Annotated in this window: 16 protein-coding genes and 1 tRNA gene; 8 read left to right on the top strand and 9 right to left on the bottom strand. The window is 33.2% G+C overall.

The window, feature by feature from the left end; all coding sequences use genetic code 11:
• The first annotated feature begins 233 nt into the window (after positions 1-233).
• From ACHZDT_RS22750 to ACHZDT_RS22735, 4 genes are all read left to right on the top strand, one after another.
• A complete protein-coding gene (locus tag ACHZDT_RS22750) occupies positions 234-1,346 on the top strand; it encodes an NAD(P)/FAD-dependent oxidoreductase (protein WP_394776983.1) in 1,113 nt (370 codons plus the stop codon).
• Positions 1,346-2,122 carry a monofunctional biosynthetic peptidoglycan transglycosylase gene (gene mtgA / locus ACHZDT_RS22745; RefSeq protein WP_394776982.1) on the top strand — a complete coding sequence of 259 codons (777 nt, stop codon included), beginning with the start codon at positions 1,346-1,348 and terminating at the stop codon, positions 2,120-2,122. The genes ACHZDT_RS22750 and mtgA overlap by 1 nt, the downstream gene beginning before the upstream one ends.
• Positions 2,112-3,068 carry a lipid A deacylase LpxR family protein gene (locus ACHZDT_RS22740; RefSeq protein ID WP_394776981.1) on the top strand — a complete coding sequence of 319 codons (957 nt, stop codon included), beginning with the start codon at positions 2,112-2,114 and terminating at the stop codon, positions 3,066-3,068. Before mtgA ends, ACHZDT_RS22740 begins: the two co-directional genes overlap by 11 nt.
• 185 nt (positions 3,069-3,253) lie before the next feature.
• Positions 3,254-4,264: a hypothetical protein gene (locus tag ACHZDT_RS22735; protein WP_394776980.1), complete on the top strand. Its 1,011-nt coding sequence runs from the start codon at positions 3,254-3,256 to the stop codon at positions 4,262-4,264.
• A gap of 251 nt (positions 4,265-4,515) precedes the next feature.
• Here ACHZDT_RS22735 and ACHZDT_RS22730 read toward each other — a convergent pair whose 3' ends face one another.
• Positions 4,516-4,866, bottom strand: coding sequence for a hypothetical protein (locus ACHZDT_RS22730; RefSeq protein WP_394776979.1), 351 nt, complete (start codon positions 4,864-4,866; stop codon positions 4,516-4,518).
• A 156-nt stretch (positions 4,867-5,022) separates the two neighbouring features.
• Here ACHZDT_RS22730 and ACHZDT_RS22725 point away from each other — a divergent pair, with 156 nt between their 5' ends.
• Complete coding sequence (locus ACHZDT_RS22725; RefSeq protein WP_394776978.1) at positions 5,023-5,199, top strand: hypothetical protein; 177 nt, start codon at positions 5,023-5,025, stop codon at positions 5,197-5,199.
• A 15-nt stretch (positions 5,200-5,214) separates the two neighbouring features.
• Here ACHZDT_RS22725 and ACHZDT_RS22720 read toward each other — a convergent pair whose 3' ends face one another.
• Together ACHZDT_RS22720 and ACHZDT_RS22715 are read right to left on the bottom strand one after the other, a co-directional pair.
• Complete coding sequence (locus ACHZDT_RS22720; RefSeq protein ID WP_394776977.1) at positions 5,215-5,463, bottom strand: GIY-YIG nuclease family protein; 249 nt, start codon at positions 5,461-5,463, stop codon at positions 5,215-5,217.
• 65 nt (positions 5,464-5,528) lie between these two features.
• Positions 5,529-5,602, bottom strand: a tRNA-Ala gene (locus tag ACHZDT_RS22715).
• 232 nt (positions 5,603-5,834) lie between these two features.
• On the opposite strand from ACHZDT_RS22715, the gene ACHZDT_RS22710 reads away from it, so the two are divergent.
• The 3 genes from ACHZDT_RS22710 (at position 5,835) to ACHZDT_RS22700 (ending at position 8,034) form a co-directional block, all read left to right on the top strand.
• Positions 5,835-6,599: an enoyl-CoA hydratase/isomerase family protein gene (locus tag ACHZDT_RS22710; RefSeq protein ID WP_394776976.1), complete on the top strand. Its 765-nt coding sequence runs from the start codon at positions 5,835-5,837 to the stop codon at positions 6,597-6,599.
• A 139-nt stretch (positions 6,600-6,738) separates the two neighbouring features.
• On the top strand, positions 6,739-7,191 hold the full coding sequence (locus ACHZDT_RS22705; RefSeq protein ID WP_213299818.1) for a 6-carboxytetrahydropterin synthase: 453 nt from the start codon (positions 6,739-6,741) through the stop codon (positions 7,189-7,191).
• A 99-nt stretch (positions 7,192-7,290) separates the two neighbouring features.
• On the top strand, positions 7,291-8,034 hold the full coding sequence (locus tag ACHZDT_RS22700; RefSeq protein ID WP_394776975.1) for a UDP-2,3-diacylglucosamine diphosphatase: 744 nt from the start codon (positions 7,291-7,293) through the stop codon (positions 8,032-8,034).
• On the opposite strand, the gene ACHZDT_RS22695 is transcribed toward ACHZDT_RS22700, so the two are convergent.
• The 6 genes from ACHZDT_RS22695 to ACHZDT_RS22670 all read right to left on the bottom strand — a co-directional run bounded on the left by ACHZDT_RS22695 (position 8,035) and on the right by ACHZDT_RS22670 (position 14,431).
• Complete coding sequence (locus ACHZDT_RS22695) at positions 8,035-9,246, bottom strand: cytochrome c3 family protein (RefSeq protein WP_394776974.1); 1,212 nt, start codon at positions 9,244-9,246, stop codon at positions 8,035-8,037.
• A gap of 83 nt (positions 9,247-9,329) precedes the next feature.
• Positions 9,330-9,686: a hypothetical protein gene (locus tag ACHZDT_RS22690; protein ID WP_394776973.1), complete on the bottom strand. Its 357-nt coding sequence runs from the start codon at positions 9,684-9,686 to the stop codon at positions 9,330-9,332.
• A 167-nt stretch (positions 9,687-9,853) separates the two neighbouring features.
• Positions 9,854-10,768 carry an alpha/beta fold hydrolase gene (locus ACHZDT_RS22685; protein ID WP_394776972.1) on the bottom strand — a complete coding sequence of 305 codons (915 nt, stop codon included), beginning with the start codon at positions 10,766-10,768 and terminating at the stop codon, positions 9,854-9,856.
• Positions 10,768-12,048, bottom strand: coding sequence for an MFS transporter (locus ACHZDT_RS22680; protein WP_394776971.1), 1,281 nt, complete (start codon positions 12,046-12,048; stop codon positions 10,768-10,770). Before ACHZDT_RS22680 ends, ACHZDT_RS22685 begins: the two co-directional genes overlap by 1 nt.
• Entirely contained in the window at positions 12,038-13,738 is a 1,701-nt protein-coding gene (gene recJ / locus ACHZDT_RS22675; protein WP_394776970.1) for a single-stranded-DNA-specific exonuclease RecJ, read from the bottom strand. The genes ACHZDT_RS22680 and recJ overlap by 11 nt, the downstream gene beginning before the upstream one ends.
• A gap of 348 nt (positions 13,739-14,086) precedes the next feature.
• Complete coding sequence (locus tag ACHZDT_RS22670; protein ID WP_394776969.1) at positions 14,087-14,431, bottom strand: HopJ type III effector protein; 345 nt, start codon at positions 14,429-14,431, stop codon at positions 14,087-14,089.
• Between the last annotated feature and the right edge of the window lie 128 nt (positions 14,432-14,559).

Below are 14,559 nucleotides of genomic sequence, written 5' to 3'. Positions count from 1 at the left end.
TTTAAATAGTGAGATTGATTATTTTTTTCATTGGGAGGTTAAGAAAAATTAAGCATTGCTTCTTATGTTTTATTTGAGTTAGTCTTATGTAGCGATTGTCACCCTGAGCGAAGTCGAAGGCTCGCTATACTAAAAAGCTTCGACTCCGCTCAGCCTGACAAAATGAAAAATTAAATGAACTTATATCACTTATATGGTTCAAAAAAATCCTTATTTTTATAAAAAATTGACAAATGGAATTAAGTTATTGGGAACTTAAAAATTGGTTTACAAATGTAGATTATACCATCGTAGGCAGTGGCATTGTAGGATTACATGCAGCATTACGCTTACGCGAAAGATTTCCTGTGGCAAAAATTCTGGTGTTAGAAAAAGGAATGTTGCCGCAAGGCGCGAGTACAAAAAATGCGGGTTTTGCGTGTTTCGGAAGTCTTTCTGAAATTATGGAAGATCTAAAAACACATTCAGAAGAAGAAGTAATTAATCTGATTGATAAACGCTGGAAAGGTTTGCAATTACTCCGAAAAAGATTGGGAGATGCCGCAATAGATTTTAAGCCTTACGGAGGATATGAATTATTTCTTAACGAAGATGAAAGCGGATTTACCGAATGTATTTCGAGATTACCGTTTATCAATGAAATATTAAAACCACTTTTTAAAGCCGATGTTTTTACCAAAGAAACAGATCGGTTTGGGTTTAAAAACATTCAGGAATATTTAATTTTTAATCCGTTTGAAGCCCAAATTGATACCGGTAATATGATGCAGGAATTGCTGAGACAAGCGGTTTCTGAAAATATTTTAATCTTAAACCAGCAAACTGTAACTTCTTATGCCGATTTAGGAAATCATGTCGAAATTGTTTTGAACGATTTTAGTTTTAAATCTCAAAAAATACTTTTTGCAACAAATGGTTTTGCAAATGCAATTACAAAGGGAGCTGTAAAACCCGCAAGAGCGCAGGTTTTAATTACAGAACCTATTCCGAATTTAGATATTCGAGGCACTTTTCATCTCGATCGCGGTTATTATTATTTCAGAAATATTGGCGACAGAATTTTACTTGGCGGAGGAAGAAACCTGGATTTTGAAACCGAAACAACAACAGAATTTGGTCAGACGAAAATTGTGCAAAATAAATTGGAGGATTTACTTAAAAATGTAATTTTACCAAATCAGGATTTCCAGATTGCCCATCGTTGGAGCGGCATTATGGGAATTGGAAACAGTAAGAATCCTGTTGTTGCTCAACTCTCTGAAAACGTGTTTTGTGGAGTGCGTTTAGGCGGAATGGGAGTAGCAATTGGGAGTTTAATAGGAACAGAATTAGCAGATTTAATATAATGGCAGTAACCAGAAAACCAATATCAAAAACAACAACCGCAAACAAACCGAAACCAAAACCGGCTCCAAAAAAAGGCAAACGCTCATTTGGTGAAAAAGTAAAATGGTTTTTTATAAAACTATTTTTATGGTTTTTTGGGATTTCGATTGCATCGGTTATAATTTTTAAATATATCCCAGTTCCTTTTACGCCGTTGATGGTGATTCGTGCTATTGAAAATAAATTTGGCGGAAAAGAAGTTTATTTTGATCACGATTGGGAACCTATCGAGAAAATTTCGATGAATTTACAAAAAGCGGTAATTGCCAGTGAAGACGGAACTTTTTTAACGCACAATGGTTTTGATTTTAAAGCACTTCAAAAAGCATTTAAAAGTAACGAACGCGGACGCCGAATTCGTGGTGGAAGTACAATCTCGCAACAAACAGCCAAAAATGTGTTTTTATGGCAAGGGAAAAGTTATTTCCGTAAAGCCTTAGAAGCTTATTTTACGGTTTTGATTGAAGTAATTTGGGGCAAAGAACGTATTATGGAAGTTTACCTGAATAGTATCGAAATGGGCGATGGAGTTTATGGCGCTTATGCCGCGACAGAACATTGGTACCGTCGTGATGCATCGAGTTTAACGCCAATGCAAGCTGCGGGAATTGCAGCAATCTTGCCAAACCCAAGAAAATTTAAAGCAACAGGATCCTCCAGTTATATCAACAGACGCAAGGAAAGAATTGTTCGTGAAATGCGTGCTGTTGGAAAAATAAACTATAATGCGAAATAAAAAATCTTTTATTGCGCTCTTCTTGTTGGCATTTGCTTTGACATTTGGTCAGGGAAAAACAGCCGAAATAGGTTTTATTACGGACAATGATTTATATACATCATCAAAAAATGATATGTATTATACAAATGGTCTCGAACTTTTTTACCGTTTTTTATCCAAGAACAACAACGAAAAAATCAACAAGGAAATCACCGAATTCCGAATTGGGCAATATATTTATAATCCCAGATTTATTAATAAAACTGCCGTAGATATTAATGATCGCCCTTTTACAGGATATCTTTTTGCCAAAGCGGGCAGAAGCTTTTTCTACCAAAGTGAATCGGTTTTAAAGACAGATTTTCAGTTGGGTTTCATGGGACCGAATGCTTTAGGAAAAGAAACTCAGGAAAGTTTTCATCATCTTATAGGTTACAAAGAAGTTTTTGGTTGGGAAAATCAATTGCATAATGCTTTTGCGGTTCAGGCGCATGTCATGTATTCGAAGAAAATGCTTCCAACAAAACACAATGATTTTATCGATCTTCATTTTCAGTCCGAAGCTAATCTGGGAACTATTTTTGACGGCGTTTCGACAGGTTTCTTAACCCGAATAGGCTTTAAGAAGTTATTACCCATTTACGATTCTAACTTGCATGATGCTTCGGTAAGTTTTCAACCGCAATATAATATCAGAGAATTTTATTGTTATGCAATGCCAAGTGTCAACTATCAGTTTTATGATGCGACGATCCAGGGAAGTATGTTCAGCGACACAAGTCCTGTAACTTTTGATTTACAACCGCTTCGTTTTAATGCTGAGTTTGGTTTAAAATACAGACATAATAACTTCAATATGTCTTATTCTTTTATCTATCGAGGCAAAGAGTTAAAAGATCCTGGTATAAATACAAATTCGGGATATTTTTATGGATCGATTAGGTTTGGGTATTTGTTGAAGTAGGTTGTTTTTAAGTTGCTGAGATTTTTTTATAATATGGACTGAGCGATCGTACTAGTCTTACTTATCGATGATTAATTTTATTTTGATGCCCAATTTGGAAGCACTTAACCGCCAGCATAAAATATAATAATTACTATATTAGCACTTTTAAATCTAAATGAAATAGTCTTAACAAATCACTGAATATGAATAAGAAACTACTTAAATTATTAATTATCACTTTAGGTGTTTTTCAATTTACTTTTTTTAGTTGTTCAAAGGATGACAGTATGCCTGAAGAACAAGTTGTAGTAAAACCAAATGAGCCCAAAGTAGTTCCTAAATCAGAATTAATGAAGCCTGCAATCAAAAACATTAGCTCTTCGGTGAAAACTACTAAAGTATTAGAGGTACAAAAACGTGTCATTAGATCAATAAAATATGCTCAAAATTTTGCCGGAACATCGTATCAATACATGCTTAATAATATGGAAATTGCTGAGTATAGAAATTTACCATCAGAGAATTTATATGATACAAACGAAATTGAATTAAATAAAAATACACCACGTGATTACTTACTTAATTATAATTATAATGATTTAGGTCAGTTGAGTACAATTGAAGCAGGTACTGTTTATACAAATGATGGACATACAAATAATCCCGAACAATTTAGTTTTAAATATGAGAATGGTGCCTTAAATGAAATGACGTCTTCGTATGCATTTGGAAGTAGCTATAGCTACAATAGCAAGGGTTTAATTGATAAAAAAATAGAAAAGGACGGATTTGTTAGTTATGAATACAACTACGATGATGCTGGTAGAATCCTGAGTGTTTATTTTTATATGATGACTCCAAATGGTCGACAACCACAAATACACTATACTTATACATACACAGATGATACGAGTTATATTAAAGGTTGGTATAGCATAAATCCAACTGATCAAAAAGAAACAATGACAAGTTTTGTAGTCTATACATATGATCCGTCAAAAGCCGGTGTGTATAATAAAGAACCATTTTACAGATTAGATAATACTTATCTTCACGTTGTGAAAATAGCTGCACAAATATTAATTAATGGAGCTTGGCAATCTCAGTTTGAAGCTGTACCAAAATATTTTTATGACGCAGATGGTTATTTAATAAAATTTGATGCCGCCGGATTTAATTACACTCAGGATATCACTGTATTTGAGTATCAATAATTTGTTTTTTATAAACTATTTTAAATTAAACTGAATGCAAATCCGGAATTGCAATTTCTACAGAATCAGAACAAAAGTAATTATAAAACCAAACCTCTAATCTAGCCCCAATTGAAACGGCATCCTTTTTACTGTTTTTTCAACAGGAAAAAGATATAGTTGAAAGCGGGACAATTGTTGTTTTGAAAACCGAATTTTCTGCTCCTGATTTTTCAAAAGGCCAATTTATTACTGGTAATTGTTATTGTATTCTATTTTAAAACTATTAGGAAAAATATAATTGAGACAATTAATAAAATTAATCCAATAATAAGCAAAACATCATCTTGGGTTGTGGGAATGTTTTTCTTGATAAGATGAAAACGATGAAATAAAATTCCGATTTCATAACACAATAAAAATGCGATTAAGGCTAATAAACCGTAGAGTTTTTCTAATCCGCCGCTTCCGCTAAAGGCACCTTCATGTCCAAACCAGGCAATAATAAGTGCCAGAGGAATAATTAATAATGCTGATTTTATCATGATATGACTTCCTTTCCAGAACAATAATGCAATCAGTGCGATTATATGAATTAGTAACCAGCGAAGTAATAGTGTCATATTGTTTCGTTTTTTAGTTAATTCTATTGTTTTTTAGCTCTTTACTTTTTAAAATAAATTTAAAAACTATTACCGTAATAATTCATAAAGCCAATACTTAATGTTTTAATAATGTTCTAAAAGTTTAAATTCTTAACTTTATTAAAAATTAAAGTTATGGAAATCAACTGGATACTTATAGGAATTGTAGCCGTGGTAGTAATCGTATTAATCATATTTACAACAAAAAAGAATCAGAAAGAGAAAAAGAAAATGACTGATTTATTTAATAATGATTTCAAGAAGCAGGATGAAGACGAACCGAATCCTGATAATAATGCAGGGGAGAGATAATTGTATAGGAATGTTTTAGCTTTTTTCTTGTATTAAAGCTTCGATATATTTCCTGCTTTTCATTTTTTTGATTTGTAATTCTCTTTTGCAGGCTTCGCTTCGTGTAGGGAAAGTTTCAAAATATTTTAATTCCCAGTCTTTGGCGACTTTGGTAAATTTACTTCTGCTGTTTAAATGATCTTGCAAACGTTGTTCAATATTTTGACAAGAACCAATATAATATTTATTGAGTGTAGTTGAGAATAAGATATAAGTGTAAAACATAATTGTTTATAAATGAAAATACCCAAACATAAATAATATGTTTGGGTATTTTTTTGTAAATATTGTGGAGAATACCGGATTCGAACCGGTCACCCCTTGCCTGCCAGGCAAGTACTCTAGCCAAATGAGCTAATCCCCCTTTTTGTGCTTTTAGGAATTCGAACCGTTACCATCCCGATCAGATCGGGATACTCTAGCCAAATGAGCTAATCCCCCTTTTTGTATGTTTTAGAATTCAAACGGTCGCTTACGATCAGATCCCCCCAAAGTGTTAGCAAATAAAGTCAATTAATTTTCAAAAAACAAATTTCAAATACGCTTCGATTAAAAATAGTTGTCAAAACCGTAACTTTACGATCAAATCTATTTATATGAGTTCAGAAAATCAAAACGGTTCTTTACAAACTACTTTTAATAATGCTGTTGCAACAGTACAATTTGGTCATCCCGCAAGTAATTCTTTTCCAAGGGAATTATTGAATCGGTTAACAAACGAAATTAATTCTTTAAGTCTCAATGAAACTGTTTCGGTTATTATTTTGCAAAGCCAAGGAGCAAAAGTTTTTTGTTCCGGCGCTTCATTTGATGAATTATTGCAAGTAGAAAATGAAGTCCAGGGAACAGAGTTTTTCTCGGGTTTTGCACATTTATTAAATGCAATGCGCAATTGTTCGAAACTCATTATCGGTCGAGTTCAGGGAAAAGCAGTTGGAGGAGGAGTTGGTATTATTTCGGCTTGCGATTATGTTTTGGCTACGCCCGAAAGTGCTATAAAATTATCTGAATTAGCAATAGGAATTGGTCCGTTTGTGATAGAACCAGCCGTTTCACGCAAAATAGGAAAAGCTGCAATGACCGAAATGACTTTGGCTGCACATGAATGGAAATCAGCAGAATGGGCTTTGGAAAATAAGTTGTTTTCGGAAATTCATAGGGCAGAAAATCTCGATAATGCAGTTGCAACTTTTGCTCAAAAACTAAGTTCATACAATCCCGAAGCCTTATCAGAAATGAAAAAAATTATTTGGGAAGGAACTGAACATTGGGAATCATTACTTCTGGAGCGTGCATCAATTACAGGAAAATTAGTTTTATCTGATTTTAGCAGAAATGCTTTGACACAATTTAAAAAATAAGTAAAAAAGGAAATTCAAACAAAAAATTCCAAATTCCAATGACGTTCAGTTCTTATTGGCATTTGGAATTTTTCTTTATTTGGAATTTATTATTTAAACGGTTATTAATTTGTAAATTTGCAACCTAAAATTCAAATCGATGAGTAATATCAGAATTACAAAACAATTTAGTTTCGAAACCGGGCATGCTTTATACGGTTACGACGGAAAATGTAAAAACGTTCACGGGCACAGTTATAAATTATCGGTAACGGTTATTGGTTCACCAATCACGGATCGATCGAATGTGAAATTCGGAATGGTAATTGATTTTTCGGATCTAAAGAAAATTGTAAAAGAAGAAATCGTCGATCAGTTTGATCACGCAACGGTTTTTAACGAAACTACGCCACATTTAGAATTGGCAAATGAATTAAAAAACCGTGGTCATCACGTGATTTTAGTAGATTATCAGCCAACAAGCGAAAATATGGTTGTTGATTTTGCCGATAGAATTATTGCACGTTTACCAAAAGATATTTCGTTGTTTTCACTTAAACTTCAGGAAACAGAATCTTCGTTTGCCGAATGGTACGCGAGTGATAATATCTAGAAATTAAATTCCAATCCCGAAACTTCGGGATAAATTCCAAATTCCAAGTTTTGCAACTCATAACTCTTGACTCATAACTTATAACTTTCAAAAAATCGAATGAAAAAAGTATATTTCGCTTCTGATCAGCATTTTGGCGCTCCAACTCCTGAGTTGAGTTTACCGCGTGAACAAAAATTTGTTGCCTGGTTAGATGTTGTAAAACATGACGCGGAAGCTATTTTTTTGTTAGGTGATTTATTTGATTTTTGGTTCGAATATAAAACGGTTGTTCCAAAGGGTTTTGTGCGTGTTTTAGGCAAATTAGCCGAAATTCGGGATAGTGGTATTCCGATTTACTTTTTCGTGGGAAATCACGATTTATGGATGAATGATTACTTTCAAACCGAATTGAATATTCCGGTTTATCATGATAATAAAGAATTTACCTTTAACGGAAAAACATTCTTAATTGGTCACGGCGACGGAAAAGGTCCTGGCGATAAAGGATATAAGCGAATGAAAAAGGTATTTACAAATCCGTTTTCAAAATGGCTTTTTCGTTGGTTACATCCGGATGTTGGTGTAAGTTTAGCGCAATATTTATCGGTCAAAAACAAACTAATTTCTGGTGCTGAAGATGTAAAGTTTTTAGGTGAAGAAAACGAATGGCTGGTTTTATATGCCAAACGAAAACTCGAAACCAAACATTATAATTACTTTATTTTTGGTCACCGTCATTTACCAATGATAATTCCCGTTGGAGAAGATGCAAAATATGTAAATCTAGGAGATTGGATTGGCTATTTTACCTACGGAGTTTTTGATGGTGAAACATTTGAACTTCAGAAATTTGAACAATAATTACTTTTTATTATTAGGGTAAATTGCCATTTTGTGTGTTCTCAATGAATAACTAGACATTGTTTTACTGTTAGATTGTTGAAAACGAATCGCTTTTGAATCTTGTTTTGGCATATGACATTCTACGCAATTTTGAGCCAATAAATTTGCGGGCATTGTTTTTAATGTGGCAGCATTATGTTGGATTCCTTTATGGCAACTCATACAAATTTTGGAATAGGAAGCCAGATTTTGCGAAGCATTCTCATGCGGATTATGGCATGTCATGCAATCCATAGTCGCACTCTTTTTAAAACATTTGCTTTGAGCAAGTAATCCTAATTGATTGCCGTGAACATCATAATGAATACTGTCATTAGATCCCGGAACACCTCTAAAATATTCTAATAAATCATCTCCCGGCCTATATTCAAAACGGGATTTTACTTTTAGTTTGTCATTTCCGGAATGGCAAACAGCGCATGCATCTAATTTTTGTTGTCGGCTGAGGTTTTTAAACGAAGTGATATTTTGGGCTACTTTTAAATCAGGAAATTTTAAATGTTTTTGAACGTGTTGTTTCGCTGGTCCGTGACAACGTTCACAATCGATTCCGTAAATTAAAGTTTTAGGATTCATGAAATCCTCCACTTCCTGATTTAGAAAATTAATACTATCTGAACTTGTAGTGATGTATCTGCTGGCAATATTTGAGCTATGACAACCATAACATTCCTTATCTATTTTACGCTCAAAATTTACTTTAGAAGCTGAATATCCGGGACTTGTTGCCCAACTATTTAAAGATTTGTAATAAGAAATAGGCAATTCGAAAGTGTAATGATTTTGCCAAAAAGCACTTGTTTGAGCATGTTTTGTTCCAAAAATAACTTCAAACGGATGCGCTTCGACTTCTTTTCCATTTTTATAAAGCACCTGATAAAGACTATCATTGCGTTCTTCCATCACAAGTTTAGTGTCTTTGTCATAAACAAAAGTATTGCGGCCATTTGTAAAATGACCTAAAATATTTTCTTTTGTTGCGGGAGATGTAGCTTTGAAATGCGTACTGTGAAAAGCAGATTCAGATTGTACCTGATGACATTGAATACAGCTTTGAGAACCAGCATAATCTGTTCCTCGTGGATCAATGTAATTGTCGGATTCGTTTTTACAGCTTGAGAGAAAAGCGATCAGAACAACAACGGCAAAAAGAATGCGGTTTTTTTTCATTACTATAAATATACTTTTTTCTAAAGAAAATAAAAATATATTTCAATAATGAAAAGATGATGTTAAAATATTTAGAATGCTTCTTAGTTTAAGCCAACTCCATAAACATATTCATCTAGCTCAATTCTAAATAAAGAACCTTCAACTAAATCCTTAATTGATTTTAATTCTTTGATTGAAACGGCTAAATCTATGGCAGAGCAAGGTGTTTTAAGTAAAAATTTGTGACATGAATTTTTTAATTCACAAGCTTCACAACAAGCATTCTCGATTATGCTGTCTTCGATTAATTCACAAAACTGATTAAGTTCAGAAACAGTAAAGTAAAACCCGGTTTCCTTAAAAACTAACTGTATTTTATCAGTAAGGGTCTCATTTTCCTTTTTCCAGTAAAATGCTATTCCAAAATTATTATGATATAACTGTTCTATTTCTCTCATTAGAAAATCTTTTATTCAACAAATATAAATATTATTTATATTAATTCTAAATAAAAAACTCATAAAATTTAGAGAAATATTTTACCATATAAGTGATATAAGTTCATTTCAAAAAGGCGTTATTTAGCAAACTTATATTTTCTTATATCACTAATATGGTTTGAAAGTTATTTTAACCATTTTTTGATATGAGATAGAAATTTATCTTGTTGATCAACAAAAAGATAGTGAGAACAATTATCTATTAAAGCAAAATGATTTTTACCCGCTAAATCTTTAATGTCGTTGATTTGTGAATTAGAAAAAATGCCATCATCTTTTCCATAAATAGCATAAACAGGAATTCCCTTTTTCTTTATTTCTTTTAAAAAAGATCTGCTGTCAATATTATTTTGCTTTTCGTTTTTATAAAAAAGCAGTGGAGCATTTTTGTTTCGAATATTGGTTTTAAAAAAGTCACTTACTTCATAATTTGCATATAATTTCTTTGATGCTTTTGTTGGATTTGGCATTTTAAAATAATCATTATCACTTGCCAGTTCAAAACAATGTTTTCTATATCCCGCAGAGTTTTTATTGAGTTTCTCCACGTAAGATATTTTATTTAGAGTTTTAGAATCTCCTTTGTGGCTTATCTTTAGAGAATTTAAAATATGATTATACGTTTCCTGTTGAGAAAATAATGCGCCGGTCAAAACAAGTGCATTGACATTTTGGGGATATTTCTCAGTATAAAGAGTTGCTACTAAACCGCCAAAACTATGAGCAAGAAGTATAGCTTTTGTTAAATGATGTTTTTTATAAATAAAATTTAAATCCTGAAAAGCTTCTGCATAAGTAAATGTTGCATTAGTATCTGCAGATCTTCCTTCGCCTCTTCGATCATAAACAACTACATAAAATCCTAGATTTGCTAATTTTTGAGCCGTTGTACTTTCAAAGAGAGTTGAATTTCCACTTGGACCTCCGTGAATAAAAATTATCGTTTTGTCCTTTTTATTTCCGTATGTTTTGATGTACAGATTTTGTCCGTTTGCAAAAACGGACATTATAAAAAAGAAAGACAATAATACTTGTTTCATTATTCCATATTCTGATGATCTTCCATATCTTTTCTCAAATCCAGATTTCTAAATGTAGGTGATTTTATTCCGAAGCCTAAAACAGTTAACAAAGTCATACTTCCGCCAAAAACTACCGAAACTACAGTTCCCATTAATTTAGCCGTTAAACCACTTTCAAAAGCGCCTAATTCATTAGATGAGCCTACAAACATCGAATTTACCGCAGCAACGCGACCACGCATATGATCCGGAGTTTTAAGTTGTAAAATAGTCTGGCGAATTACAACCGAAATTCCATCGGCAAGTCCGCTTAAAAATAATGCTACAACCGAAACCCAAAAAATAGTGGAAACTCCAAATAGAATAATTGATAATCCAAAGATAAAAATAGCAGCTAAAAGTTTCATTCCCGCTTTTTTATATAAAGGAACATAAGCAGAAACTAACATAGTAATAAAAGCTCCAACCGCGGGCGCAGCTCTTAGAACTCCGAAACCTTCGGGTCCTACTTTTAAAATATCTTGTGCAAAAACCGGCAATAAAGCAACAGCTCCACCAAAAAGTACCGCAACCATGTCAAGCGAAAGGACTCCTAAAATAGTTTTATTATTGAATACAAATTTTAATCCTTCTTTTAAGCTTTCCATTATTGGTTCACCAATTTTAGGATTCAAAATTGGTTTTTTACTTATTTGTGATAAGGCAATTAAAGCAAAAAGTGAACAGGCAAATACAGAGCACATCGACCAGTGAACGCCAATATAATTAATAGAAAATCCTGCAATCGCAGGTCCTAAAACCGAACCAATTTGCCAAACCGAACTGCTCCATGTTGCAGCATTTGGATATACTTTTTTAGGTACAATTAAAGATAAAAGCGAGAAAATTGTTGGTCCAAGAAAAGCACGAACCAATCCGCCTAGAAAAACTAAAAAGTAAATAGAATATAAAATTGCATCAGTTGACCAAGTGCCAATTACTTTTGGCCAGGTTAGTAAAAACAGCCCAAAACTAATTACTGAAAATCCCAAAATACATTTTACCAATAATCCTTTTTTCTCTCTTTGATCCACCATATGTCCGGCAAATAATGCCATTGAAACAGCTGGGATTACTTCCATTAAACCGATTAATCCTAACGAAAGCGGATTTTTAGTCAAACTATATACTTCCCATTCTATCACAATAAATTGCATTGACCAGGCAAAAACCATAGCGAAACGCAATAATAAAAACACATTAAATTCTCTGTATCGCAACGCCTGATAAGGATCTTGCTTGTTTGTTTTAGTTGTCATTTGTTCGGATATCTTTAAGCATAAGTTGAGTCGAAACAGTTCCGTTCCACTCATTTTCGGCCAGCGAATAAGCTAACTGAAAAGGTTGTTGATTTTTTACAATGTCTATTTTTTTTCCAAGGCCAAAACCTATTGCGGCAATTCCATCTGAGTTATTCTGTTTAATAAACAATCGCAAATGTTCCTCCTCAGATCCTAAAGTTTTAGCATAACCAGTGTCTTTTGCATTTTTGGTCATGAAAACTGGCGTCATATTTAAAGGGCCATAAGGTTCGAATTGTTTTAAAATCCTGATTAGTTTTGGTGTAATATCAACAAAGTCAATTTCGGCATCAACTTCTATTTCCGGAGTTCGCATTTCGGGTAAAATAGTAACCGAAACCTGTTTTTCAAAAGCTTCTTTAAAAATCACATAATTCTCGGCTTTTAAAGTCATTCCGGCTGCGTACATATGTCCTCCAAATTGTTCTAAATGCTCAGAACAGGCATCCAAGGCATTGTAAACATCAAAACCTTTTACAGATCTTGCAGATGCGGCATATTTATCTCCACTTTTAGTGAAAACCAAAGTAGGACGATAATAAGTTTCAATTAATCTTGAAGCCACAATTCCGATAACGCCTTTGTGCCAGTCTTCCTGAAAAACAACTGTCGAAAATCGTTCCTGTTCCTGATTTTGTATAATTTGCTGAAAAGCTTCTTTTGTAATTTGTTTGTCTAAATCTTTTCGATCTGAGTTATATTGTTCAATTTCTGAAGCAAATTGCTGTGCTTGTTCAAAATTGAATTCCGTTAATAATTCAACCGCATGATTACCGTGTTTAATTCTTCCGGCAGCATTTATTCTAGGCGAAATTATAAAAACAACATCTGTAATATCAAGTGTTTTCTTTTTTACCTGATGAACTAAAGCTTTAATTCCTGGTCTTGGATCTGAGTTGATAACTTGTAATCCAAAATATGCTAAAACCCGATTTTCTCCTGTAATAGGTACAATATCGGCAGCAATTGCTGTTGCAACTAAATCGAGATACGGAATTAAATCTTCGATCGTTTCTCCGCGGTTTGTTCCTAATGCCTGAATCAATTTAAAACCAACGCCGCAACCGCATAATTCATCATAAGGATAAAAACAATCATCCCTTTTTGGATCTAAAACAGCAACCGCATCCGGAAGAAATTCTCCGGGTCTGTGGTGGTCGCAAATAATAAAATCGATGTTTTTTTCTTTCGCGTAAGCGATATGTTCTATTGATTTGATTCCGCAATCGAGTGCAATGATTAAAGAAATTCCGTTATCATCTGCAAAGTCAATTCCTTTAAACGAAATTCCGTAACCTTCAGCATAACGATCCGGAATGTATGTGGCAATATTGGGATAACGTGATTTTAAATAAGAAGAAACCAGAGAAACGGCAGTTGTTCCATCGACATCATAATCGCCAAAAACCATGATGTTTTCCTGATTTTCGATTGCTAGTTCAATTCGGGAAACAGCTTTATCCATGTCCTTCATCAAAAACGGATCATGAAGATGTTCTAGCTTTGGGCGAAAGAAATTTTTAGCATCTTCAAAAGTTTCAATGCCACGCTGAATCAAAAGTGTTGCTACAAAATCTTCTACATTTAAGGCTTGCGCCAAATGTTTGATTTTATCTTCAGAAGGTTTTGTTTTTATTGTCCAACGCATTTTTTTATTGTAGATTTTAGATTTTAGATTTTAGATTGGACCAATCGAAAATCGTTTAATCTGTGAAAAAAATATTCTGTTTTTAACTTGATAAAAGTTCAAGTTTAAATTTGGTCTGACATTCTTGTCATTTCGACGAAGGAGAAATCTCCACAAGAAACTAACGCAAAGTTTGTTTCCTAAATTGTCGAGCTACTAATGGAGATTTCTCCTTTGTCGAAATGACAATACTTGTTGTTATTTTGTGTAAAACTAAAGTTCCTACAGTCTTGGTTTCAAACTTTGATAAAGTTTTTTTAGGATTTAGTAGATTTTAAAAATCTAAAATCTGCATTCTAAAATCTAAAATTATTTTGCTTCCAAAGCACTTCCTTCAAACTGAATTCCGTCCCAGCCTAAATTGATGAAATTTCTAATATTTTGATGATTTGTTCCGTTTGGATCTTTTAAAACTTCTTCAAAATAAAAAGCACCAAAACAAGCTAAAGTTTCATCTTTATTTAGGTTTTGCAATTTCGCGAAAGCAAATAATTTACAAGAACCTGAATTTTCTCCCGCAGCATTGTGGTGAGTTCCGTTTTGAAAAGCTGTTGGAGTAAAGTTGTAGTTTTCCTCGATTACTGCAATAGTTTCCGGGAATGTTATTTCGTTTGGAGTTTGTTTTAATTTTTCTAAAAAGGCTTGAATGCTCATGATATGTATTGTTTGCTGCTTTGCAGTTTAGGTTTTTATGCCACTCCCGATAGCTATCGGGATAAAATGATTAGAATGATTTTTTTTACCGCAAATTTCGCAAATTATCACAAATTAATTTTCACATA

The organism is Flavobacterium sp., assembly GCF_043722275.1.
In the GTDB taxonomy this organism is placed as follows: Bacteria; Bacteroidota; Bacteroidia; order Flavobacteriales; family Flavobacteriaceae; genus Flavobacterium.
The sequence above is the reverse complement of the archived record's forward strand: the minus strand, read 5'-3'. Positions and strand labels throughout refer to the sequence as shown.

Bases quoted from the DNA above. Each gene is read 5' to 3' on its own strand.
- ACHZDT_RS22750 (WP_394776983.1), top strand. From the start codon at position 234: ATGGAATTAAGTTATTGGGAACTTAAAAATTGGTTTACAAATGTAGAT.
- mtgA (WP_394776982.1), top strand. From the start codon at position 1,346: ATGGCAGTAACCAGAAAACCAATATCAAAAACAACAACCGCAAACAAA.
- ACHZDT_RS22740 (WP_394776981.1), top strand. From the start codon at position 2,112: ATGCGAAATAAAAAATCTTTTATTGCGCTCTTCTTGTTGGCATTTGCT.
- ACHZDT_RS22735 (WP_394776980.1), top strand. From the start codon at position 3,254: ATGAATAAGAAACTACTTAAATTATTAATTATCACTTTAGGTGTTTTT.
- ACHZDT_RS22730 (WP_394776979.1), bottom strand. From the start codon at position 4,866: ATGACACTATTACTTCGCTGGTTACTAATTCATATAATCGCACTGATT.
- ACHZDT_RS22725 (WP_394776978.1), top strand. From the start codon at position 5,023: ATGGAAATCAACTGGATACTTATAGGAATTGTAGCCGTGGTAGTAATC.
- ACHZDT_RS22720 (WP_394776977.1), bottom strand. From the start codon at position 5,463: ATGTTTTACACTTATATCTTATTCTCAACTACACTCAATAAATATTAT.
- ACHZDT_RS22710 (WP_394776976.1), top strand. From the start codon at position 5,835: ATGAGTTCAGAAAATCAAAACGGTTCTTTACAAACTACTTTTAATAAT.
- ACHZDT_RS22705 (WP_213299818.1), top strand. From the start codon at position 6,739: ATGAGTAATATCAGAATTACAAAACAATTTAGTTTCGAAACCGGGCAT.
- ACHZDT_RS22700 (WP_394776975.1), top strand. From the start codon at position 7,291: ATGAAAAAAGTATATTTCGCTTCTGATCAGCATTTTGGCGCTCCAACT.
- ACHZDT_RS22695 (WP_394776974.1), bottom strand. From the start codon at position 9,246: ATGAAAAAAAACCGCATTCTTTTTGCCGTTGTTGTTCTGATCGCTTTT.
- ACHZDT_RS22690 (WP_394776973.1), bottom strand. From the start codon at position 9,686: ATGAGAGAAATAGAACAGTTATATCATAATAATTTTGGAATAGCATTT.
- ACHZDT_RS22685 (WP_394776972.1), bottom strand. From the start codon at position 10,768: ATGAAACAAGTATTATTGTCTTTCTTTTTTATAATGTCCGTTTTTGCA.
- ACHZDT_RS22680 (WP_394776971.1), bottom strand. From the start codon at position 12,048: ATGACAACTAAAACAAACAAGCAAGATCCTTATCAGGCGTTGCGATAC.
- recJ (WP_394776970.1), bottom strand. From the start codon at position 13,738: ATGCGTTGGACAATAAAAACAAAACCTTCTGAAGATAAAATCAAACAT.
- ACHZDT_RS22670 (WP_394776969.1), bottom strand. From the start codon at position 14,431: ATGAGCATTCAAGCCTTTTTAGAAAAATTAAAACAAACTCCAAACGAA.